This window comes from Campylobacter sp. CH246 (assembly GCF_004378835.1).
GTDB classification, from domain to species: Bacteria; Campylobacterota; Campylobacteria; order Campylobacterales; family Campylobacteraceae; genus Campylobacter_D; species Campylobacter_D jejuni.
This window is the reverse complement of sequence record NZ_RYYA01000008.1, coordinates 1-20,205: the sequence shown is the minus strand read 5'-3', so window position 1 is coordinate 20,205 and position 20,205 is coordinate 1. Positions and strand designations below refer to the sequence as shown.

The following is a 20,205-nucleotide window of genomic DNA, read 5'->3' as shown; positions in this document are numbered from 1 at the left end:
ATTATTTACTTGAATTAACATCGCTTGGAAGTTGTGGTGCACTTGGAGCGATAGAATTTGTGTTTGGGGTAGCAGGCACAATAGGAGCACTTGGAATAGTAGTATTGTTGTTTTCTACTTTAATTTTCTCTGCTAGAGAGTCTTTGCTAACTTTATTGTATAAATAACCAAGACCAATAGTATTTGCAATAAGTAAAATTCCCATAACAAAGGTAAATTTTGCCAAAAATCCAGCTGGTCCTTTGGCGCCAAATAAACTTTCATTGCTTCCACTATAAGCTCCAAGTCCTATACTTGAACTTTTTTGAAGTAAAACTGCTATACAAATAACTACAACGATGATAAATTGTAAAATGATTAAAAGAGTGATCATTGAAATTTCCTAAAAGTTAATTTTTAAATGATTATTTTAGCTAAATAAAACTTGAAAAGTTTTGAAACTTGAAAAGTTTTTGTGAGAAAAATCCCACAAAAACTTATCTGCTATTGAAGCTTCTTAAGATATTAAGTAAAGATACGAAAAGATTAACAAAATCAAGATAAAGTGCTACTGCACCTTCGATTGGAGTTTCATAATTTCCGCGGATAATATTTTGCGTATCATAAAGAATGTAAAATGAAAATAATATTGCAGCTACTGCTGAAATAGCTAGATTAACTATACTGCTTTGGAAGAAAAGGTTTAGTAAAGATGCTGCTACAATAACGATTAATACTATAAATAAAGCTTTACCCATAACAGTAAAATCTTTTTTTGTATTCATAGCAAATACACTAAGTCCTGCAAAAGCAACTGTTGTTAAAGCAAAAGCTTGAGCGATGATAATTCCTCCAGCTGGTAGAGCTAAAACTGAAATAAGTAAAGGTGTAAGCGTTAAACCTGAGCAGAAAGTAAAACCAAAAAGTAAAACAAGATTTAATGGAGCTTCTCTTTTTTTCCATTGCAAAGCAAATAAAAGTCCGATTTCAACAGCAAAAAGGATCCAAAAAGTTACTTGTGATTGTATAAAAAATGATGCTAAAGCAAAAATTCCTACATACGCACCTACTGTTGCAGCTAATAATGAAGCAGCAAAAAGTTGATAAGTTTGTTTAATAAAAATACTTAATTCGCTTGAGCGTGTATTTTCAAATTCTTTTGATCTTGAGTAGTCTCTATCATAAAGACTCATAAAATTCTCCTTGCAAAATTGTTAGATTTTTTAAAATCTTGAGCGAAATCTAACATATTAGACTAAATAAAAAGTTAATTTATATAATATCTTATGCTTAAATGAAATCTTTGCTGAAATTTTGTTATAATTTCAAGATTTTAGTTTCAGGTTGGTTTTATGGAAAATCTTATTAGCGGTGCGATTAAGTTTATGCAAGAAGACTTTAAGGAGCATGAAGAACTTTTTGAAAGTCTAAAAAATAAGCAAAATCCCCATACTCTTTTTATAGGTTGTTCTGATTCTAGAGTAATTCCAAATTTGATCACTAATACGGGTCCAGGTGAGCTTTTTGTAATACGAAATATTGCAAATATAGTTCCACCTTATCGCGTTGGAGAAGATTACTTAGCGACAACTTCAGCAATAGAGTATGCTTTAAATTCATTGCATATTAAAAATATCGTCGTTTGTGGCCATAGTAATTGTGGAGGTTGCAATGCTCTTTATTATTCTGATGAAGAGTTAAATAAAATTCCTAACGTGAAAAAATGGCTTACTATGTTAGATCCGATAAAAAAAGATGTGATGATTTTTGCAAGAGACGATTTGGCTATGCGTTCATGGCTTACAGAAAAATTAAATTTAGTAAATTCTTTGCAAAATATACTTACTTATCCAGGCGTGCAAGAAGCTTTAGATGAAGGAAAAATAGAAGTACATGCTTGGTATTATATTATAGAGACAGGTGAAATTTATGAGTATGATTTTAAAGCAAAAATTTTTACTTTAATACAGGATAGGAAAGTTCAATGAAAAAAATTATTTTTAGTTTATGTTTTTTTATTTTATACCTTGGAGCACAAGAATTTAAATTTATTGATGCGAATATTAGTAAAGAGGATGAAGGAATTTATGCTTTAGTTGAAAAATATGTTGATCTTAACAATCAAATTAAAGAATTTAAGAAAAACAATGATGAAAATTCAAGCACTTTTAATGGTATTTTAAGTGAATTTGAAAAAGACAAAAAGACTATTTTAGCAAAAATACCCGATATGATAGTAGGACAAAAGATTAATGAAGAGGCAGTGGCTAGATTTTTAAAAGCAAAAGAAAAATTACTAGATGTTCAAAAAAAGAATATTAATAAGCCTTATATTTATACAGATGCCACTCTTAATCTAGTTTATTTTAATATTGTGGAAAGTTTTTATTCTTCTTTGTTTGAAGTGGAAAAACTTTTTAAAAATACAGCAAGTAGTGAAGATTTGATTGCTACTGTTGATAAGGCAATGGAAAATTTACAAAATTCTTCTAATGTTAATTTAGATAGTTTTAAAAGCAAAATTACAAATTCAGAAGAATTAGAAAAAATTACCCTAAAAGAAAGATATATCAGTAATGCTGTAGATTCTTATTCTGAAATTCTTAAGTATTTACGCTCAAATGCAGATTTGCTTGAAAGTAATTATATTTTTTCATTACTCGAGCTTCAAGTTTGGATAGATCGTATAAATGAGGCAATTGGGGTAAGTTTTGTTAATATCGGAAAAATAGTAATTTCTGCTTTGGTTTTAGTATTTTTTACATCTTTAAGACGTTTTTTTGCAAATATAGTATATTTTTTCCTTGTTCAGTTTTTTTATAGAAATAAAAATGATGTAGATGATATTAAAGTCATTTTTATTGAGAATATTAAAAAACCCGTAGGCTTCTTGTTGATTGTCTATGCTATTTCTCTTTGTCTTACTATAGCAACTTATCCTGCACCTTTGAGTGTAAATTTAAGTAATTTTTTTCATATAGTTTATGCAGTTTTAATTGCATGGCTTATTTTAAGAATGCTTGATGGTTATGGCGTGGTATTGGTTTCTAAACTTGCTCAAAAAAGTGGAAAAAAAGAAGTTGTAAATTTAATTATTAAAATTTTATATTTTGTCATTATTATTATAGCTTTATTATATATTCTTGCTCAACTTGGTTTTAATATTTCGGCTATTATTGCATCTTTGGGAATTGGTGGTTTAGCTGTTGCTTTAGCGGCGAAAGATATCATTGCAAATTTCTTTGCTTCTATACTCTTACTTTTTGATAATAGCTTTAATCAAGGAGATTGGGTAGAGGTTTCAGGCATAGAAGGAACAGTGGTTGAAACAGGACTTAGAAAAACTACTATTAGAACTTTTGATAATTGTCTTGTATTTTTACCAAATTCAACTATTATGGGAGCTAATATCAAAAATTGGAGTAAAAGACGCATGGGTCGCCATGTTAGAATGTATTTGGGTGTTGGTTATGATGCTACTCCTGAAAAACTAGAACAATGTGTAAAAGATTTAAGAGAATTTTTGCATACAAGTGATTTAGTAGCTCACGATGAGGATAGCGCATTAAAATATGGCGATCATACAACAAAATATCGTCAAAATCTTGTATCTATTAATGATTTAGAAGGCTATAAAAATGCTTGTTATGTGGCTTTAAGTGAATTTGCAGATAGTAGTATTAATATAGAGCTTTATTTTTATACCAAAGAAATAGGTGGAAAAGATTTTAGAGAAGCTAGACAAAGTTTAATGCTTGAGTTTATGCGTATAATTGAAAAAAATGGTTTAACCTTTGCTTTCCCAAGTCGTAGTATTTATATAGAAAATTTACCACCTCTTGATTTAAAAGCAAAGCTATAAAATAGCAAGGTTTTATCTTGCTATTTTTTAAACCGGCATAACGCGTATATTTGGACTTAATTCTTCTTGTAAAATTGTTTCAATAGCATAAAGTGTTGCGCCACTTCCACTAGAACAACCGCTACAAGCACCAAGATAACGAATATAAACATCAATTGCTGCACCTTCAGCCTTTTGTATATCAATCACTTCCAAATCTCCACCATCATTATGAAGCATAGGGCGAATTTCAGCATCTAAAACACTTTCAACTGCTTTTAATTGTCCCACTACGGTCATTTCATCAAAAGCCACATCGCTTTTCATTGTATTTTTGAGTTTTTCTCTATCTATTTCAGCTCTAGTTTCAGCTAAAATATCTACAAGGTAATAATCTCTTTTTTCATGTCCGCCTGGTTTGATACAGGATTTACAAAAAGCACCCGCTTTAGTATATTGTGTGATTTCTTCTACAGTATGCAAATCATTAAGTTTAATCACTTCTTTAATAGTTCCAAGACTTACCCTAGCGCACTCGCAAACTATAATTTGATCTTCAAAATCTTCAGGACTTATACCTTTATAATGCGCTGCTGCTTGTTTGATTACATCATAAGCCATAACCGAACAGTGCATTTTTTGAGGTGGAACAGCTGGAGTTTCTGGATTATCACGCATAGCAAATTCCACATCTAAATTTGTGATTTTTACTGCCTCATCTACAGTTTTTCCTATACAAAGATCCACCATAGTATCACTACTTGCTATAGCTGTACCACAACCAAAACTTTTAAATTTTGCATCGATAATTTTATCAGTTTTTTCATCTACAAGCCAAAAAAGTCTTACCGCATCGCCGCAACTTTCTGCGCCAAAATCAGCTACGATCAATTTTGCATTGCGTGCTTTAGCATCTTCTTCACTAAATTCTCCCATATGTTGAGGATTATTCATTCTATCTTGAACTTTTTGTGAATACTCATCCCAAATGGATCCACCAATTAAACTATTTTTTCCCATTTTTCATCCTTATTTGTAATTATTTGGATTATAAGCATAAGTGCAAGAAATTGCTCTTAATCTCTGTGTTGCATTTTTAATTTGTTTTGCTGCATAATCAATTTCTTCTTCAGTGTTAAAACGTGACAAAGAAAGCCTTAAAGCTGTATGCGCTAAATCATGCTCCGCACCGATAGCTTCCATAATAGGATTGCTTTCTAAAGCTTCACTTGCACAGGCTGAGCCCGTACTTGCAGCTATACCATTTTTATTTAAATCCCAAAGCATTGCTTCGCCTTCAACACCTTTAATACTTGCTAAGATTGTATTAGGCACACGGTGTTCCCTTTTTCCAACCACTGTTGTATCAGGCAAGGCTAAAATTTGATCTTCGAGTTTATCTCTTAAACGGCGTATATGAGAATCTTCAAAATCAAGCATAGTATTTGCAATACGCAAAGCCTCGCCCATAGCCACTATGTAAGGTACATTTAAAGTTCCACTTCTACGACCACCCATGTGTTCTCCACCGTGTAAAAGTGGAGTAAGTTTAAGTCCTTTTTTTATAAAAAGTCCACCCACGCCCTTTGGTCCATGAAATTTATGTGCTGAAAATGAAGCAAAATCAACTCCTACTTGAGTTAAATTAACCTTTATTTTACCTACTGCTTGAGTAGCATCTGTATGAAAAAGAGCACCAAATTCATGCGCAAGTTCTGCCATTGCTTTAATATCAAAAATCATACCTGTTTCATTATTTGCCCACATAACACTTACAAGCGCTGTTTTATCGCTAATCACTTTACGCAAATCTTCTACAGTAGAAACCCCTTCTTCATTTACAGGAAGTTCTATGACTTTTACTCCAAGACTTTTTAAAAAATAAGCAGCAGCAGTAACAGCAGGGTGTTCTACACTAGAAATAATCACTTCATTGCGTTCTTTATCTAAAATATGATCAAAATACACACCCTTAAGCACCCAGTTAATGCTTTCTGTCGCACAGGAAGTTACAACTATATCATCTAAGTCATTTGCTCCAAGTCCTGCATAAAGTTTATCCAAAGCTTCTCTTAAGGCAGGATGTGTTGCGCTACCATATTGATGAAGGCTATTTGGATTTCCATACATATCCTTTAAAAAAGGTAGCATCAACTCATAAGCATTAGGATCAAGCATTGTCGTTGCGTTGTTATCTAAATATACTTTCACTTTAAAATCCTTAATTTATCCTTAATTTTAATTAGGATATTTTTTATCTTTATTTGAAAACGGATAATAACAAAAATTTATAAAAATTAGGTTAAAAATTATAACAAAAATAAAATGCTAAAGTAAAATTTTAAAGTGAAATATTTTGTGAATTTTATATAGCAAAAATGAGAAATACTATTTCTTAAATTTTTCTTCGTAATACTTTACTATTTTTGAATCTTCTTTGGCTGTATGTTTAAAGATAAAATCTTGAACAACGAGATTTAATTTTTCGGTCATTATATTTACAAATTTAGCTTCACTGATGATAATTTCTTCAATTTCTAAGATAATTTTTCTGTGAATTCTTGTATGATGGTTGATATAAGGATATTCTATTTTTCTCATAAAGGCTTCTTCATCTGAAAAATGTCTATTGATCATTATCAACAACTCTCTTAAGACAATTTTTAATTCTTTTGTTCCAACATGACATTGGTTCATTAAAGAGAGTTTTTTAGAAATTTCAAAAAGTTCTTTATGTTGATGATCTAAAATATCATTATTCATTGAAATAATTTTTTCATTATAAATCATGGTTTTGAGTACTTTTATATTTATATTTTTCGAGAGCGGATTATAATGCTATAATACTTAAAATTTTATTAATTAATTATATAAAAATTATTATTATTAAAGTATTTATAATTTATATATTTTTTAAAAAATTATTTTAAACCATCACAGACATATAAGAGTTTAAAATTTTATTTATATTTGCTTGTTTTTGACGACGATCTAAAAAATTTTCTATAGAGCTAGAACGTAGTTGATTTGCTTCTTCTAATCTTTGCGTATCTTGACTTTGGTTTTGATATTGTTTTTTAAGAGCATCAAAATCATTGCGATTTTGATCGATATAAATTTGAAATATTGAACTTGAATTTGCAAATTCTCTTAAATCCATATCTTTTTGGTAGTTAATATATTGTTGAAAAAATACAGATAGTTTATCTTGAGTACTTGTTTTTTTATCTACGCCATTCACATAAAGATAAAGATCAAAACTCATCTTTTTTTCATTTTCTTTTTTGATGTAATCTTCTATATCTGTTTCACCCTTGAGAATTTTTTGTAAATTTTGATGAGAGCTTAGTTCTAAAGTGGCAGGTTTCATAAAAAAGTTAAATTCTTGTTCGTTTTGAGTTTTTATATCATGGTAGATAAAATTCATTAAAAGACCAGATTTTGATACTTCTGCATTTTTAGTTAAATAAGGTTTTAAAATTTCATTAGAAGAAGTATTTTCTATGGCTTTATCAAAATGAAAATTAGTTATTTTATTATCCAACATTAAAGTATTTAAATTTGCGATATTGCTTAATGCCAAATCAATTTCTTCTTGATTGTTGTAAATTCTTGAAATTTGGCCTAAAAATTCTCCATTATCTGTTGAAAAACCTGATGATAGTTTTGAAATAAGATCGCGACTTAAATAAGCATTATCATCTTGTAAAAATTCTGAATTTATAGATTTTAATGAACTATGATAGCTATTTAAAAGATAAGGTAGATCAATTTTATTGTAGTTTAAATTTTCATCTTGTTTTGCGAGTTCTTTTGCTATGCTTCTAACACTTTTAATGTTGATATCATAAGATTCTGGTATATTTGCAATTTTATTTAAATCTTTATCAAAAAAACCTTCTTCATTGATTCTAAATCCAAATTCACTAGCATAAGTGGTATTATTAAAAATATAACTTAATTGTTCTAAGCTATTTTCATTTCCTTTTTGATCTAAGGCTTTGCTATCTTTAATCAAATTTAGAGCAGAGCTATTCTGCAAAGGATTAGATAAGGTTAAATTTTGATATGGATTTGCCGAATTTATAGTCATTTTAAATCTTTCCAAAATATTGCTGATTTTTTTATAAGCAAAATGTGTGCCAAGTTTTTTAAAAATTAAATTCAGTCAAAAATTAGAAAAAATTTGATAGTATTTATCTTTTCTTTTAAAGTTTGAAAATAAAAATTTATCTAAATAAAGGAAAGCGTATGCCAAAGATGAAAAGCGTTAAAAGCGCAGTTAAACGCTTCAAAGTAGGTAAAAATAAAATCAAAAGAGGCTCAGCTTTTAGAAGTCATATTTTGACTAAAAAACCTGCAAAAAGAATGCGTGATCTTCGCACAGCTAAATATGTGCATAGCACAAATGTAAAAGCTGTTGAAAAAATGCTAGGAATTTAAGTTTTTGACTAAAAGTCATTCAAACTCCCCTCTGAGATAAAATTTCAAGGGCAAGCTCCAAATTTGGACGCCACTTTATGAAAGGAAATAAAAATGGCAAGAGTAAAAACAGGTGTTGTTAGACGCCGCAGACATAAAAAAGTTTTAAAATTAGCGCGTGGTTTTTATAGTGGACGACGCAAACATTTTAGAAAAGCAAAAGAACAATTAGAAAGAAGTCTAGTCTATGCTTATCGTGATAGACGCCGTAAAAAAAGAGACTTCCGCCGTCTTTGGATTGTGCGTATCAATGCTGCTTGCAGACTCAATGATTTAAGTTATTCAAGATTTATCAATGGTCTTAAAAAAGCAGGTATTGAACTTGATAGAAAAATTCTAGCAGATTTAGCTATGAATGATGCTGCTGCTTTTGCAAAAATTGCAGAGGCCGCAAAAAAAGCACTTTAATTTTTAGTGTAAGAATTTCAAGATTTTTGATTCTTGAAATTCTTAATTTTTTAGTATTAATTTAATTTAACTAGAACATCTTCATAACATTTGAGTTGATTTAAGATTATTTTATTAATCTCATTTGTCATTTCTAGTTTTTGACCTTTTATATTAAGATAATAGTATTTAAAATCACTGTATTTTTGTATGAAAGTTTTTAAATATCTAAGTTTGAAATCATTAAAATTTTCAACTTCATAAAAAAATATTGCCACTAAACTTTTTGCAATTCCCGCTCCATAAATTTCTCCAAAACTAGAAAAACCAACTATAGGAAAATCATTAAAATGGATTTGATTTAAATGTTCTTTGTTGTGAAGTCTTCTTAAGATACAATCGTTAAAAATTGCTCCTAGTGATTTTGGTTTATTAAGAGAAAATTTTTCATAATCTTTTTTATAGCTTCAATAAAATTTGTTTTTTTAAGCAAGCATAATTCTTGAGCGCTTTCTATATCACAATAACTAAATAATGTTTTATTTGAGTTGATTTCCATAGGGGAAATAAGATAGTCTTCTCCAATTTTTAAAGTAAAAGTATATTCTTGCATTTTATTTTTAAGTTCTTCAAAAGTACAGTTAAAATAATTACATAAAGCTTCAACCGCGTTGATGGATTGAAAGGTTTTTTATTAATCAATTCGCGTACGGTTTTATCATATAAGCTTACATCAAGTATGGTAAAGGTAATGTTGCTTTTGAGGATTGAAATTTTGAGACTTCATTAAATTAAAACGGTATTTAGGTTTAAATTGAACATGTATGCTTAAAGCTTGATTTTTAATATTTCTCCGTTATAAAATATAAATGCTCCGCTAAAGTCCATGTTTCCGCTAGACCCACCCCCTACTAAAGCACAAGGATAGGGGTTGTGTTTGTATAAAAGTTCTAAAAGAGAACTTTCGCTTTGACTTAAACCATCATAAATTAAATAATGCAAAGTATTTATGCAGTGTGCTTCAAAAGGTATATTTATAAATAAAACTTCTTTTTCTATCAGTTTTTTTCTTTCTGTATAATCTTTTATATCACTAAAAAGCTTGATTTTATTTGTGCAAAGATTTTCTATCATATCTTCACTAAAAAGTATCAAGCTTATTCCTTGGATATTTTGTTTATAAGGACTGTTTTCAATGTTTGAGTTAGAATCAAGGTTGCACAATAAATCAGTAGCACTGCTTAAGATGATATCACATTGCTCATTTATAGAATTTTGAATCTTATTTCCTATGATCGCTAGATTAAGTTGATTGACGCAAAGCCTATAATTAATTTTGGCTTGATGTTTATTGTTTTTAATTTTTCTTCAAGTTCATTTTATTGAAGATATAGAGCTTCTAAAACTTTTTTACTTCTTCTTTTTTTGTTGAGCTTTTATTTTTAAAATTAAAAAAACATCAATTTAACTCCATTAAAACTATTTTTTAATTACTAGTTAACTAAATCAAGACACCATAAATTAGGCATTTATTTGTAATTTTTATTATACCTTAAGTCATAAAAAATGCAATAAGTAAATTAAAATTTAGATATAATTGCAAATTATAATAATATTAATTAAGGATAAATTAAATATGATTGGAGATATGAATGAGCTTTTATTAAAAAGCGTTGAAGTATTGCCACCTTTACCCGATACTGTAAGTAAGTTAAGAAAATATGTGAGCGAGGCTAATTCAAATATAGAAACTATGAAAGTTGCTGAAATCATTTCAAGTGATCCATTGATGACGGCTAAGCTTTTGCAATTAGCAAATTCTCCTTATTATGGTTTTACAAGGGAAATTACAACCATAAATCAAGTGATTACTTTATTAGGCATTGGTAATATTATCAATATAGTTACGGCTGATTCCATTAGAGATAGTTTTAAAATAGACGTTTCACCTTATGGTTTAAATACTCAAAATTTTTTAAAAACGTGCAATGAAGAGGCAACTTTTATCGCAAATTGGCTTAATGATGAAGATAAAAAACTTTCTCATCTTTTAGTTCCTTGTGCAATGCTTTTAAGGCTTGGTATTGTTATTTTTTCAAATTTTCTTATACAAAATCATAAGGATAAGGATTTTTTAGCTTTTTTAAATAAAAATGAAAATCTTGCTTTAGCGGAGAATGAATTTTTAGGCGTAGATCATATTTCTTTTTTGGGATTTTTATTACATCGTTGGAATTTCGATGATGTTTTGATTGAAAGCATATGTTTTGTTCGCACTCCTCATGCTGCTCGTGAAGAAGTGAAAAAATCCGCTTATGCTTTAGCAATAACAGATCATCTTTTTGCTCCGCATGATGGCTCTTCTCCATTTAACGTAAAAGCTGCAGTTGCTTTACTTGAAGAGGCAAAAACTCAAGGAATTAATTTTGATTTAAACAATCTTTTATCTAAGCTTCCTAGCAAAGCTAAGGAAAATTTAAACAAAGAAGATTAAAGAGCCTTTTTAAGGCTCTAAATTGTAGTGATGAAAAGTTTAATCTTGCCACCTAATGAATTTTTAGATCACTATATTTTAAACGCTGAATTTCATCGTTTTGCTGGAATTTCAAAAAATGCTTATAAATTTTGGAAAAATGCAGAAATAGGTAGATATCAAGGAACAAGAATTATATTTTTGCATAGAAATTGCATTTTAGAAAAACATCAGCAAGCTTTAAGGCAATGTAGTGGTTTAAATGGTTTTGTATTGGCAAGTGCTTTTTGTTCTTTTACTGGATTAGCTCCCTCTCATTTAGTGGAAAAAAATAATTCTTCTATTTATAAACTTTTAGAGCTTAAGGAAATTTGTGGGATTAAATTTGTTAATTTAAAAAAATTTTATGATTTTTTAGGGCTAAATTATCATCAGCATATTTATATAGAAAAATGCCATTTTTTTAGCCCAGCTCCTTTTGAAAAGCGTATTAAAATCACTGAGAGTATGTGCGTTGGGTATTATTAAGATAAGAAAAAATAAATGCACATAGCAAAGCTATAATAGCCAAAAAGAAAACATAAAGTCCCAAAGAAAAACGCCAAAAATTACTTAAATTATTTAAGGCAAAACTATGCAAGAAAAAAGCAAGTTGCGGAGTTAAACCTCCAGCTATAGCATAAGCAATATTATATGAAAAAGAAAGTCCTGAAAATTTAATTTTTGCATCAAATACTTCACTCATTATTAAAGGGCAAAAATTCATCACTCCGCTAAAAAAACATACAAGTAAATATAAGCAAGCTACTAGGTTAAAATCAGCATTTTGTCTATATAAAGTATTAAAATAAAGCAAGCTTGCAATTCCAAAAAAAACACTAAAAAATACACAAGATTTAATAACGCCTATTTTATCCGCTAAAATTCCACTTATAATACACCCTAGGCAAATAAGCAAAATTCCACCTATTTGAAGATAGGTTTGTATAGAAGTATTAATTTGAAGTATTTTTGCCATATAACTAGGCATAAGCAAAATCATTACAACAATACAACCTGTCAAAACCCAAGTAATCATCATAGAAAGAACAATTCCCATTTTAGCTTTTTTAAACACTTCTTTTAAAGGAAATTTTTCTAAAGCCTTGTCTTTTTTCATTTGTTCAAAAACAGGAGTTTCTCTTAAAAATTTTCTCAAATAAGCAGAAATAATCCCGAAAATTCCACCTAAAAAGAATGGAATTCTCCAAGCCCATTCATGAAGTTCTTCTTGGGTATAAATTTTATTCATAATTAAAAAAACTAAACTACCTAATAAAATTCCACCTACAACCGAAGCGGTTAAAATTCCCAAATAAGTTCTTTTTTGACCTTGTGGTGCGTGTTCGTATACAAAAACCCAAGCTCCAGGAAGTTCCCCGCCTATAGCAATGCCTTGACAAATGCGTATAAAAACTAAAAGCACAATACAAAGAAAACCTATGCTTTCATAATTTGGAATAAAAGCTAGAGTAAAAGTTGGAATAACCATTAACAAAATACTAATCATAAACATTCTTTTGCGTCCAAATTTATCTCCAAAATGTGCCAGTATCACACCCCCTAAGGGACGCGCTAAATATCCAGCCGCAAATATTCCATAAGTATTAAACATTTGCCAAAAACTACTTAAATCTTTTGGAAAAAAGTTTGTTGAAATATAATTTGCAAAAAATACAAAAATAATAAAATCATAAAATTCTAAAGTTCCACCTAATGATGAAAGTCCTAAAACTTTTATATCTTTTTGGTTAAGGGTTTTGCTCATTCTTAATCCATCTCATAAAAATCATCATCATTGTTATCATCATCGTATTCATAATCATCATCATCGTAATTATAATTTTTATGGTGATTTTGTGGATATTCTTCATCTTCGTTTTCATAATCATCGTAATTTAAATCTTCTTCATCTTCATAAGCCATTGTTTTCTCCTTAAATAAAAATACAAAGCTTATTTTATCTTAAATTTGTTTGGTTTTGCTATAATTTTTATAATTTTTTAAAAGGTGAATTTATGAAATTAAGTCATTTAGATGAAAAAAATCATCCTAAAATGGTAGATGTAAGCGATAAAAATATTACTTCAAGAATAGCCACAGCTAGTGGTATGATATATATGAGTCAAGAAGCTTTTGATGTAATTAAAAACAATACCGCAAAAAAAGGTCCTGTTCTTCAAACAGCTATTATTGCGGCTATAATGGGGGCTAAAAAAACAAGTGAAATTATTCCTATGTGCCATCCTTTAATGCTTTCTAAAGTCGAAACTGATATTGTGGAATTTGTTAAAGAATGTGCATTTAAGCTTATTGTAACAGTTAAGTGTGAAGGTAAAACAGGGGTTGAAATGGAAGCTTTAAGTGGGGTTAGTATAGGACTTTTAACTATATATGATATGATTAAGGCTATAGATAAATCAATGAGGATTACGGATATATTGCTTGAAAGCAAAGAAGGAGGCAAAAGTGGTAAATTTGTGCGATCTTAAAAAAGAACCCCAGATCAATTATCCTACTTTTTGGGATTATAAGGTGATTTTTGAGGTGCATATTAAGGCAAGTGAAATTTTTGAAGAAATTTTAGGTCAAAGAGAATATAAATTTGAACATTCGAATTCAAGTGCGAGTGGAAAATATCAAAGTTATTTATTAAATGTTTATGTTGATAGCAAAAAAGATCGTTTGGATATATTTGATAAATTAAAAGTTAAAGCAAAATTTGTACTTTAAGAAAGAAGGAAAAATGAAAAATACTTTAATTATTTTTGAAAATTCTTTATCAAATCTCGGTAAAGATGAAGCAAGTGATTTACTCGAAGACTTGAGTTTTAATCTTGCGTATAAGCAAATTTCACATAATCCTCATGAAACAAAAAAAGTTTTAAATTCTCTTTTGGTTGAATTTTTAACTATTTTGAAAAAACTTGATTTTTTTGATGATGAAAATGTTACAAAGGTTATCAAAGCTTTGGTTAAGGCGAGTATTGTAGATGCTCAAAATTCACTTTATGAGTATATTAGCGAAGCTGAATTATTAAACAAACAGATTGAAAATCAAAAGAATTTGATTAAAAATCAAATCAGCGATAATTTTTTTGAATTCGAGAATATTTTACAAGAATGTTCTTTTTGCGATGAATTTAGTGGCGGTTTAAATGATGCTATTTTATTTGATATAGAAATGCTTGGAATTTTAAAAGAAACCGCTGAAAGTGCTTTTTTAACTACATTAGAAAAGGCTGAAGATATAGAACTTACAAGTAGTGAAATAGCTAAAAATCTCGTATATAATGCCATTTGTGAAGCTCATTTTGAAAAAGAAAGAATTTTAAAAATTTCAAGTATTATTTTAAATACCGCTTTTGAAATAGCTAATGAATCTATGGCTTATGCAAAAGATCTTTGTTTAGGCGTGATTAAAGGCACAAGGGATGGTATTGTTTTGGCAATGGAAAAATTTAAAGCTTCATTAACTTATGCAAATTTTGAAGAAGATGTTAGTTTAAAAAGCAAAGAACTAATAGGTATAGAAGATGATTTTATTGCTCTTTTAAAAAAAGAGATTCAATTGCAAAATGATCCTTGTAAGAGTATAGTTGAGAATTTGCTAGAACATGAGCTTGATAATCTTTTTGCTAAATTTAGACGTCTTGCAGGTGAAAGTAGAGAGCAACTAATATTAGTTTTAAATGATATTAAGAAAAATCCAAAGATTAATGATTTTAACAAACTTACTCAAAGAAAATTAAATCGTTTTAAACAAGAAATTTTTGAATTAGAAAAAATTGCTAGTGAAAAATACAAAGATTTAAATTCCAAAAAAGCTAAAAAGCTTGGTGTAAGACTTTGGGAAAAAGCAAAAAAATTCGTTAAAAAATAATATCCCATTTTTGGGATATTAAATATCTATTTCTATACCTACAGGTGCGTGATCAGAGCCAAAAATATCATCTCTTATGAAAGCGTTTTTAAGTTTATCTTTTAAACCCTTTGAAATGAAAAAATAATCAATCCTCCAGCCTACATTTCTTTCTCTTGCTTTCATTCTATAGCTCCACCACGAGTATTTTTCTTTGATTTCACCATTAATTTCTCTAAAAGTATCTATAAAACCAAGTTTTAGCAAATCATCAATCCAAGCTCTTTCTATAGGTAAAAAACCTGAAGTGTTGGCATTGGCTTTTGGATGAGTAAGATCGATTTCTTTATGAGCGGTATTGACATCACCGCAAATGATAATTTCAAATCCCTCCTTTAAAAGCTTATCCAAATATACTAAAAAATCTGCATAAAATTTCATCTTAAAATTTAAACGCTCTTCATCTTTTTGACCATTTGGAAAATAGATATTAAAAAGTGCAATATTTTTAAAGCGGTGTTCTAAAACCCTACCTTCTTCATCATCAAAAAATTCGCATTTTTTTACTTCGCTATTAAAATTACAAAGACTCATTACCCCAGAATACCCCGCTCTTTTAGCAGAATTAAAATACATGTGTTTAAAAGGATATTCATAAATTTTTTTAGGAAATTTATCTTCATGTGCTTTGATTTCTTGAAAACCTATAAAATCAATTTGTTCTTGTGCTATCCAATCAAGTGCATTTTTATCACAAATAGCTCTTAAGCCATTGACATTCCATGAAAGTAGTTTCATTATTTTCCTTAAAATTTTCATTAAAAGTGTAAATCATAACATAAAAAGATTTAAAACTACAATCTATTTAAAAAAATTCAATAAAATTAAAAGCTTAAATTTGGAGGTGGGATTTATATGCTTAGATTAACTTGGCTTCAGTTTACTTTTTTTAATTCTTTGATGATTGCAATATTAAATTTTAATTTATTTTATTTTGTGTATGAAAAAAATACACAAAACTGGTTTATAACTTTTGTTTTTATTGTGGCCTATTTTGCCCTTGTTCACGTGATTTGCTCTTTGCTTTTTATAAAGTTTTTTACTAAATTTTTTTCTATATTATTTATAATATCATCTTTTTTAAGTGTTTACTTTATTAGTTTTTATGGGGTGCTTATAGATTCTGATATGATACAAAATGTTGTTCAAACAGATATCAAAGAAGTAAAAGATTTGTTAAATTTAAAATTAATCTTATTTGTTGTTTTGGCTTTATTGTTGGTTTTTTATGTTGTTAAAGTAAAAATTGATTATTATGGTAGTTTTAAATCCCATCTAAAAATTAAAATTATCAATATAATATCAGGTTTGATTGTTGTTTGTGCGGTTTTAATCCCTTTAAGTAAAACTTTCTTGCCTTTTTTTAGAAACTATAATGAAATAAGAATGTATAATACTCCTTTTTATCAAATTTATTCCGTATATTGCTATTATGTTCGTTTTGTAAAAACTAAGCCAGAATTTAAAACTATAGCTAATGATGCTTATAGAGAAAACAATCACACTAAAAAACTTTTAGTTTTGGTGGTGGGTGAAACCGCTAGAGCGGCAAATTACTCTTTGGGTGGATATACTAAAAATGATACCAATTTTTATACCAAAAAAGATAATGTAGTCTTTTTTGATAATTTTTCATCATGTGGAACAGCAACAGCGGTAAGTTTGCCTTGTATGTTTTCTATTTCTAAGCGTGAAAATTATTCAAGTTCAGAATTTCAAGAAAATGCGATGGATGTGCTTTATAAAACAGGTGTAGATACTGCATGGTTTGATAATAATTCTGGTGGTTGTAAAGGGGTTTGTGATAGATTAGCTTATAAGCAAAAGCTTTCTAGTGATTTGGATGAAAATTTACTCGCTCCTTTTAAAGAAAAATTAAATCATTTAAGTGATCAAAATATAATAGTTCTTCATTTGCAAGGTTCTCATGGGCCAACTTATTATAAACGCTATCCAAGTGAATTTAAAAAATTCACTCCAACTTGTGATACTAATGAGCTTTCAAAATGTGATAGCGAGGCTTTAATCAACACTTATGACAATACTTTACTTTATACAGATTATCTTTTAAGCGAGATTATAAAACTATTAAAAGAGCAAAAAAGCTATGAAAGTTCTTTGTTTTATCTTTCAGATCATGGTGAAAGTTTGGGTGAAAATAATATTTATCTTCATGGTATGCCTTATGCTATAGCGCCAAGTTATCAAACCCGTATTCCTGCTATTTTTTGGAGCAATGATGAAAAATTAATGAATTTAGCTAAAGAGCATAAAGGTTTAAAACTTTCTCAAGATAATCTTTTTAGTACTCTTTTAGGATATTTTGATGTAAAAACAAGTGTTTATGAGCCAGAATATGATTTATTAAATCCTAAACTTAAGGCAAATCCATGAAGCCTAAATATCATTTTTTAAATAATGCAAGATATGCTTTAGAAGGGATTTTTGCTTTATTTAAAAATGAAATGGCATTTAGAATTGAACTTTGTATTATTATCCCTGCGATAGTTTTTAGTTTTTTCTTAAAAGTTAGTTTTTTGGAGCATTTATTATTGGTAAGTGTTTTAATGCTTATTTTAATTATAGAGGCTTTAAATTCGGCTATTGAAGCTTGTGTTGATTTGATTACAAATGAATGGCATGAAAAGGCAAAAATTGCTAAAGATTGTGCGAGTACGGCAGTGTTTTTTAGTGTGCTTTTAGCTCTTTTTGTTTGGAGTTTTATTTTATATAGCATTTACTTATGAAATTTGAAAAATTAATACAAGAAATTTTGGGAAAAAAGCGTTTTGAATTGTTAAAATTTTTATGCGAAAATGCCGATGAAAATGGTTTTATTATGATTAAAATCAGTGAGCTTGAAGAAAAATTAAACCAAAGCAAGCCCACTATCATCGCTACTTTTAAATTTTTAGAAGAAAAAAAGCTTTTTAAGCGTCTTAAAAATGGATTTTATCAGCTAAAAATATAGGAGATAAAATGAAACTTAAAAATCCTTTAGATATGCATTTGCATTTAAGAGATAATCAAATGTTAGAACTTATTGCACCTTTGAGTGCAAGAGATTTTTGTGCAGCTGTGATTATGCCAAATTTAATCCCTCCACTTTGCAATTTAGAAGATCTAAAAGCTTATAAAATGCGTATCATTAAGGCTTGTAAAGATGAAAATTTCACTCCTTTAATGACACTTTTTTTTGAAAATTATGATGAGAAATTTCTTTACAGTGCTAAAGATGAAATTTTTGGCATTAAGCTTTATCCAGCAGGAATTACAACAAATTCAAATGGCGGAGTTTCAAGTTTTGATATAGAGTATTTAAAACCTACTTTAGAGGCTATGAGTGATTTAAATATTCCTTTGCTAGTGCATGGAGAAACCAATGATTTTGTAATGGACAGGGAAAGTAATTTTGCTAAAATTTATGAAAAATTAGCCAAACATTTTCCACGACTTAAGATTGTTATGGAGCATATTACCACTAAAACTTTATGTGAACTTTTAAAAGATTATGAAAATTTATACGCGACAATCACTTTACATCATTTAATCATCACTTTAGATGATGTTATCGGAGGTAAAATGAATCCTCATCTTTTTTGTAAGCCTATAGCCAAGCGTTACGAAGATAAAGAAGCCCTTTGCGAACTTGCTTTTAGTGGTTATGAAAAAGTTATGTTTGGAAGTGATAGTGCGCCTCACCCAAGAGATACTAAAGAGTGTTGTGGTTGTGCCGCAGGTGTATTTAGCGCCCCAGTGATTTTACCTGTGTTGGCTGAATTATTTAGGCAAAATAGTTCTGAAGAAAATTTGCAAAAATTTTTAAGCGATAATGCTTGTAAAATTTATGATTTAAAATTTAAAGAAGATAAAATTTTAACTTTAGAAGAAAAAGAATGGCAAGTGCCAAATGTTTATGAAGATAAATACAATCAAGTCGTGCCTTATATGGCTGGAGAAATTTTAAAATTTCAATTAAAACATTGATTTCCCACCTTAAAGGTGGAAAATTTAAGCTTTATTTACAAGAGCATCTCTGATATCTATAACAAGATAGATTACAAAAAAACTTAAAAATAAAGCAATAAAACTGACTATCAGCGATAATAAACCAGCTAAAAATCCAATGCTAAACATCATAAAAAGAGAATAAAGCAAAGCTACAACAAAACTTATCGCTGCAATTGCATCAAGAATCAAGCGTCCAAATTTGATGATTAAATTTTTAACCATTAAAAACTCCTTTGAAATAATGAGTGAAATTGTAATAAATATCAGCTTAATATTTTTATAAGTTATTTATAATTAAAAGTTTTATTTTAGATTCTATAGTTTCAATAATATCATTTTCAACAAAAGAACTTACAGCTTCTTTAGAAGTTGTGATTTTGTTCATGCTTAAATGCCATAGAGCATTTTCTATAGCCTCTTCTTTTGTTCTTTGGACTTTGCGTGTTTCATCAAAAACAATCTTATGAAAAAATATATTTTTTTCTAGTAAATAATTTTCTAAATCTTTTTTATAAAAACCTTTAAATTCAGTATTAAAATATTTAAAAATCGGATCTAAAAAATCACTTTTTCTATAATCAGCCCAACCAAGATAAATTTTTATTTTGGCTAGATTTAAGAAATTTGTATAATCTTTTTCATTTTGTAAAGCAGGAGACATACTTAAAAAGGCTAAGTCAAATTTTGCGTTATTATTTTTATAAAAGCTTTCAAAGTCTAAATTCAGGGTTTTTAAATTTGATATGGTATGAGTTTTTACATCTTCTTGTAAAATTTCAAGCATAGTATTTGCACTATCTAGGGCTAAAATTTCTTTAGCTTCTTTAGCTAAGTGTAAAGTCCAAACCCCAGTTCCACATCCTATATCTATAATACTTTTATCTTGAAAGGAAATCTTTAAATTTTGTAAATATTCAAAAGTTTGTTTTTGTATAGTGTTTAAAGTGTTTTGATATCTTGCGTAAGTTTTAGCCTTTTTATCCCATAAATTCATATATTTTCCTTTATAAAATATACAAAATCATAGCATAAATTTTTAAAATTCAAGCCCTTTTTTTGGGCTCGAATGAC

The 20,205-nt window shown here is 28.6% G+C and carries 24 protein-coding genes and 2 pseudogenes; 13 read left to right on the top strand and 13 right to left on the bottom strand.

The features are described 5' to 3' along the window. Nucleotide 1: 1 nt before the first annotated feature. Both secG and ELQ06_RS06805 read right to left on the bottom strand, forming a co-directional pair. Nucleotides 2-373: a preprotein translocase subunit SecG gene (gene secG / locus ELQ06_RS06810; protein WP_052798008.1), complete on the bottom strand. Its 372-nt coding sequence runs from the start codon at nt 371-373 to the stop codon at nt 2-4. A 103-nt stretch (nt 374-476) separates the two neighbouring features. Beyond that, the gene (locus ELQ06_RS06805) at nt 477-1,172 is read right to left on the bottom strand and encodes a Bax inhibitor-1/YccA family protein (RefSeq protein ID WP_002851668.1); all 696 of its coding nucleotides are present in this window, start codon (nt 1,170-1,172) and stop codon (nt 477-479) included. Between the two features lie 159 nt (nt 1,173-1,331). On the opposite strand from ELQ06_RS06805, the gene ELQ06_RS06800 reads away from it, so the two are divergent. Further along, nucleotides 1,332-1,967 (top strand): carbonic anhydrase, encoded by a 636-nt coding sequence (locus ELQ06_RS06800; RefSeq protein ID WP_002851887.1) that lies wholly within the window; start codon nt 1,332-1,334, stop codon nt 1,965-1,967. Beyond that, entirely contained in the window at nt 1,964-3,841 is a 1,878-nt protein-coding gene (locus ELQ06_RS06795) for a mechanosensitive ion channel family protein (RefSeq protein ID WP_134237496.1), read from the top strand. The genes ELQ06_RS06800 and ELQ06_RS06795 overlap by 4 nt, the downstream gene beginning before the upstream one ends. A gap of 27 nt (nt 3,842-3,868) precedes the next feature. Here the strand turns inward: ELQ06_RS06795 and ELQ06_RS06790 are convergent, their stop codons facing one another. The 4 genes from ELQ06_RS06790 to ELQ06_RS06775 all read right to left on the bottom strand — a co-directional run bounded on the left by ELQ06_RS06790 (nt 3,869) and on the right by ELQ06_RS06775 (nt 7,913). Continuing rightward, nucleotides 3,869-4,840, bottom strand: coding sequence for an iron-sulfur cluster assembly scaffold protein NifU (locus ELQ06_RS06790; RefSeq protein ID WP_002777977.1), 972 nt, complete (start codon nt 4,838-4,840; stop codon nt 3,869-3,871). 9 nt (nt 4,841-4,849) lie between these two features. Then, complete coding sequence (locus tag ELQ06_RS06785; protein WP_002858709.1) at nt 4,850-6,031, bottom strand: NifS family cysteine desulfurase; 1,182 nt, start codon at nt 6,029-6,031, stop codon at nt 4,850-4,852. Between the two features lie 177 nt (nt 6,032-6,208). Next, on the bottom strand, nt 6,209-6,610 hold the full coding sequence (locus ELQ06_RS06780) for a hemerythrin domain-containing protein (RefSeq protein ID WP_044305730.1): 402 nt from the start codon (nt 6,608-6,610) through the stop codon (nt 6,209-6,211). Nucleotides 6,611-6,746: 136 nt separating this feature from the next. After that, entirely contained in the window at nt 6,747-7,913 is a 1,167-nt protein-coding gene (locus tag ELQ06_RS06775) for a hypothetical protein (protein ID WP_134237495.1), read from the bottom strand. Nucleotides 7,914-8,071: 158 nt separating this feature from the next. Here ELQ06_RS06775 and rpmI point away from each other — a divergent pair, with 158 nt between their 5' ends. Both rpmI and rplT read left to right on the top strand, forming a co-directional pair. Next, entirely contained in the window at nt 8,072-8,263 is a 192-nt protein-coding gene (gene rpmI / locus ELQ06_RS06770; RefSeq protein WP_002777995.1) for a 50S ribosomal protein L35, read from the top strand. Between the two features lie 93 nt (nt 8,264-8,356). Then, on the top strand, nt 8,357-8,710 hold the full coding sequence (rplT, locus tag ELQ06_RS06765; protein WP_002851731.1) for a 50S ribosomal protein L20: 354 nt from the start codon (nt 8,357-8,359) through the stop codon (nt 8,708-8,710). 56 nt (nt 8,711-8,766) lie between these two features. Here the strand turns inward: rplT and ELQ06_RS08770 are convergent, their stop codons facing one another. Both ELQ06_RS08770 and ELQ06_RS09105 read right to left on the bottom strand, forming a co-directional pair. Further along, the gene (locus tag ELQ06_RS08770; protein ID WP_002892691.1) at nt 8,767-8,967 is read right to left on the bottom strand and encodes a hypothetical protein; all 201 of its coding nucleotides are present in this window, start codon (nt 8,965-8,967) and stop codon (nt 8,767-8,769) included. A 310-nt stretch (nt 8,968-9,277) separates the two neighbouring features. Then, nucleotides 9,278-9,844 (bottom strand): annotated as a pseudogene (locus ELQ06_RS09105) (FIST N-terminal domain-containing protein). Nucleotides 9,845-10,325: 481 nt separating this feature from the next. On the opposite strand from ELQ06_RS09105, the gene cheP reads away from it, so the two are divergent. Together cheP and cheQ are read left to right on the top strand one after the other, a co-directional pair. Then, nucleotides 10,326-11,183, top strand: coding sequence for a cheVAW transcriptional regulator CheP (gene cheP / locus ELQ06_RS06755; RefSeq protein WP_044260795.1), 858 nt, complete (start codon nt 10,326-10,328; stop codon nt 11,181-11,183). 27 nt (nt 11,184-11,210) lie between these two features. Continuing rightward, on the top strand, nt 11,211-11,690 hold the full coding sequence (gene cheQ / locus ELQ06_RS06750; protein ID WP_002851877.1) for a cheVAW transcriptional regulator CheQ: 480 nt from the start codon (nt 11,211-11,213) through the stop codon (nt 11,688-11,690). On the opposite strand, the gene ELQ06_RS06745 is transcribed toward cheQ, so the two are convergent. Together ELQ06_RS06745 and ELQ06_RS06740 are read right to left on the bottom strand one after the other, a co-directional pair. Continuing rightward, nucleotides 11,659-12,969, bottom strand: coding sequence for an MFS transporter (locus tag ELQ06_RS06745; RefSeq protein WP_002851616.1), 1,311 nt, complete (start codon nt 12,967-12,969; stop codon nt 11,659-11,661). The two genes, cheQ and ELQ06_RS06745, sit on opposite strands and share 32 nt — an antisense overlap. Before the next feature lie 2 nt (nt 12,970-12,971). Then, the gene (locus ELQ06_RS06740; protein WP_002851965.1) at nt 12,972-13,127 is read right to left on the bottom strand and encodes a highly acidic protein; all 156 of its coding nucleotides are present in this window, start codon (nt 13,125-13,127) and stop codon (nt 12,972-12,974) included. 92 nt (nt 13,128-13,219) lie between these two features. Here ELQ06_RS06740 and moaC point away from each other — a divergent pair, with 92 nt between their 5' ends. The 3 genes from moaC to ELQ06_RS06725 are packed head-to-tail and all read left to right on the top strand — an operon-like array spanning nt 13,220 to nt 15,084. Next, on the top strand, nt 13,220-13,693 hold the full coding sequence (gene moaC, locus ELQ06_RS06735; protein WP_134237494.1) for a cyclic pyranopterin monophosphate synthase MoaC: 474 nt from the start codon (nt 13,220-13,222) through the stop codon (nt 13,691-13,693). Then, nucleotides 13,671-13,934: a DUF493 family protein gene (locus ELQ06_RS06730; protein WP_044260799.1), complete on the top strand. Its 264-nt coding sequence runs from the start codon at nt 13,671-13,673 to the stop codon at nt 13,932-13,934. Before moaC ends, ELQ06_RS06730 begins: the two co-directional genes overlap by 23 nt. Then, the gene (locus ELQ06_RS06725; protein ID WP_010891847.1) at nt 13,924-15,084 is read left to right on the top strand and encodes a hypothetical protein; all 1,161 of its coding nucleotides are present in this window, start codon (nt 13,924-13,926) and stop codon (nt 15,082-15,084) included. The genes ELQ06_RS06730 and ELQ06_RS06725 overlap by 11 nt, the downstream gene beginning before the upstream one ends. Nucleotides 15,085-15,102: 18 nt before the next feature. On the opposite strand, the gene ELQ06_RS06720 is transcribed toward ELQ06_RS06725, so the two are convergent. Continuing rightward, entirely contained in the window at nt 15,103-15,861 is a 759-nt protein-coding gene (locus ELQ06_RS06720; RefSeq protein WP_134237493.1) for an exodeoxyribonuclease III, read from the bottom strand. Nucleotides 15,862-15,978: 117 nt separating this feature from the next. On the opposite strand from ELQ06_RS06720, the gene eptC reads away from it, so the two are divergent. The 4 genes from eptC to pyrC are packed head-to-tail and all read left to right on the top strand — an operon-like array spanning nt 15,979 to nt 19,110. After that, nucleotides 15,979-17,517 (top strand): lipid A/FlgG phosphoethanolamine transferase EptC, encoded by a 1,539-nt coding sequence (gene eptC / locus ELQ06_RS06715; protein ID WP_134237492.1) that lies wholly within the window; start codon nt 15,979-15,981, stop codon nt 17,515-17,517. Then, a complete protein-coding gene (locus ELQ06_RS06710; RefSeq protein ID WP_002859416.1) occupies nt 17,514-17,870 on the top strand; it encodes a diacylglycerol kinase in 357 nt (118 codons plus the stop codon). Before eptC ends, ELQ06_RS06710 begins: the two co-directional genes overlap by 4 nt. Next, complete coding sequence (locus ELQ06_RS06705) at nt 17,867-18,094, top strand: replication/maintenance protein RepL (RefSeq protein ID WP_002870142.1); 228 nt, start codon at nt 17,867-17,869, stop codon at nt 18,092-18,094. Before ELQ06_RS06710 ends, ELQ06_RS06705 begins: the two co-directional genes overlap by 4 nt. An 8-nt stretch (nt 18,095-18,102) precedes the next feature. After that, the gene (gene pyrC, locus ELQ06_RS06700) at nt 18,103-19,110 is read left to right on the top strand and encodes a dihydroorotase (protein WP_002873617.1); all 1,008 of its coding nucleotides are present in this window, start codon (nt 18,103-18,105) and stop codon (nt 19,108-19,110) included. A gap of 31 nt (nt 19,111-19,141) precedes the next feature. Here pyrC and ELQ06_RS06695 read toward each other — a convergent pair. Together ELQ06_RS06695 and ELQ06_RS06690 are read right to left on the bottom strand one after the other, a co-directional pair. Beyond that, nucleotides 19,142-19,356, bottom strand: a pseudogene (locus ELQ06_RS06695) (hypothetical protein). A 55-nt stretch (nt 19,357-19,411) separates the two neighbouring features. Beyond that, on the bottom strand, nt 19,412-20,128 hold the full coding sequence (locus ELQ06_RS06690; RefSeq protein WP_134237491.1) for a class I SAM-dependent methyltransferase: 717 nt from the start codon (nt 20,126-20,128) through the stop codon (nt 19,412-19,414). Between the last annotated feature and the right edge of the window lie 77 nt (nt 20,129-20,205).

Excerpts from the sequence above, each read along its gene's own strand:
- moaC (WP_134237494.1), top strand. The coding sequence starts at position 13,220 with ATGAAATTAAGTCATTTAGATGAAAAAAATCATCCTAAAATGGTAGAT.
- secG (WP_052798008.1), bottom strand. The coding sequence starts at position 373 with ATGATCACTCTTTTAATCATTTTACAATTTATCATCGTTGTAGTTATT.
- ELQ06_RS06710 (WP_002859416.1), top strand. The coding sequence starts at position 17,514 with ATGAAGCCTAAATATCATTTTTTAAATAATGCAAGATATGCTTTAGAA.
- ELQ06_RS06780 (WP_044305730.1), bottom strand. The coding sequence starts at position 6,610 with ATGATTTATAATGAAAAAATTATTTCAATGAATAATGATATTTTAGAT.
- ELQ06_RS06720 (WP_134237493.1), bottom strand. The coding sequence starts at position 15,861 with ATGAAACTACTTTCATGGAATGTCAATGGCTTAAGAGCTATTTGTGAT.
- ELQ06_RS06775 (WP_134237495.1), bottom strand. The coding sequence starts at position 7,913 with ATGACTATAAATTCGGCAAATCCATATCAAAATTTAACCTTATCTAAT.
- ELQ06_RS06740 (WP_002851965.1), bottom strand. The coding sequence starts at position 13,127 with ATGGCTTATGAAGATGAAGAAGATTTAAATTACGATGATTATGAAAAC.
- ELQ06_RS06805 (WP_002851668.1), bottom strand. The coding sequence starts at position 1,172 with ATGAGTCTTTATGATAGAGACTACTCAAGATCAAAAGAATTTGAAAAT.
- ELQ06_RS06800 (WP_002851887.1), top strand. The coding sequence starts at position 1,332 with ATGGAAAATCTTATTAGCGGTGCGATTAAGTTTATGCAAGAAGACTTT.
- ELQ06_RS06690 (WP_134237491.1), bottom strand. The coding sequence starts at position 20,128 with ATGAATTTATGGGATAAAAAGGCTAAAACTTACGCAAGATATCAAAAC.
- ELQ06_RS06790 (WP_002777977.1), bottom strand. The coding sequence starts at position 4,840 with ATGGGAAAAAATAGTTTAATTGGTGGATCCATTTGGGATGAGTATTCA.
- pyrC (WP_002873617.1), top strand. The coding sequence starts at position 18,103 with ATGAAACTTAAAAATCCTTTAGATATGCATTTGCATTTAAGAGATAAT.
- ELQ06_RS06795 (WP_134237496.1), top strand. The coding sequence starts at position 1,964 with ATGAAAAAAATTATTTTTAGTTTATGTTTTTTTATTTTATACCTTGGA.
- rpmI (WP_002777995.1), top strand. The coding sequence starts at position 8,072 with ATGCCAAAGATGAAAAGCGTTAAAAGCGCAGTTAAACGCTTCAAAGTA.
- ELQ06_RS06745 (WP_002851616.1), bottom strand. The coding sequence starts at position 12,969 with ATGAGCAAAACCCTTAACCAAAAAGATATAAAAGTTTTAGGACTTTCA.
- ELQ06_RS06705 (WP_002870142.1), top strand. The coding sequence starts at position 17,867 with ATGAAATTTGAAAAATTAATACAAGAAATTTTGGGAAAAAAGCGTTTT.
- rplT (WP_002851731.1), top strand. The coding sequence starts at position 8,357 with ATGGCAAGAGTAAAAACAGGTGTTGTTAGACGCCGCAGACATAAAAAA.
- cheP (WP_044260795.1), top strand. The coding sequence starts at position 10,326 with ATGATTGGAGATATGAATGAGCTTTTATTAAAAAGCGTTGAAGTATTG.
- eptC (WP_134237492.1), top strand. The coding sequence starts at position 15,979 with ATGCTTAGATTAACTTGGCTTCAGTTTACTTTTTTTAATTCTTTGATG.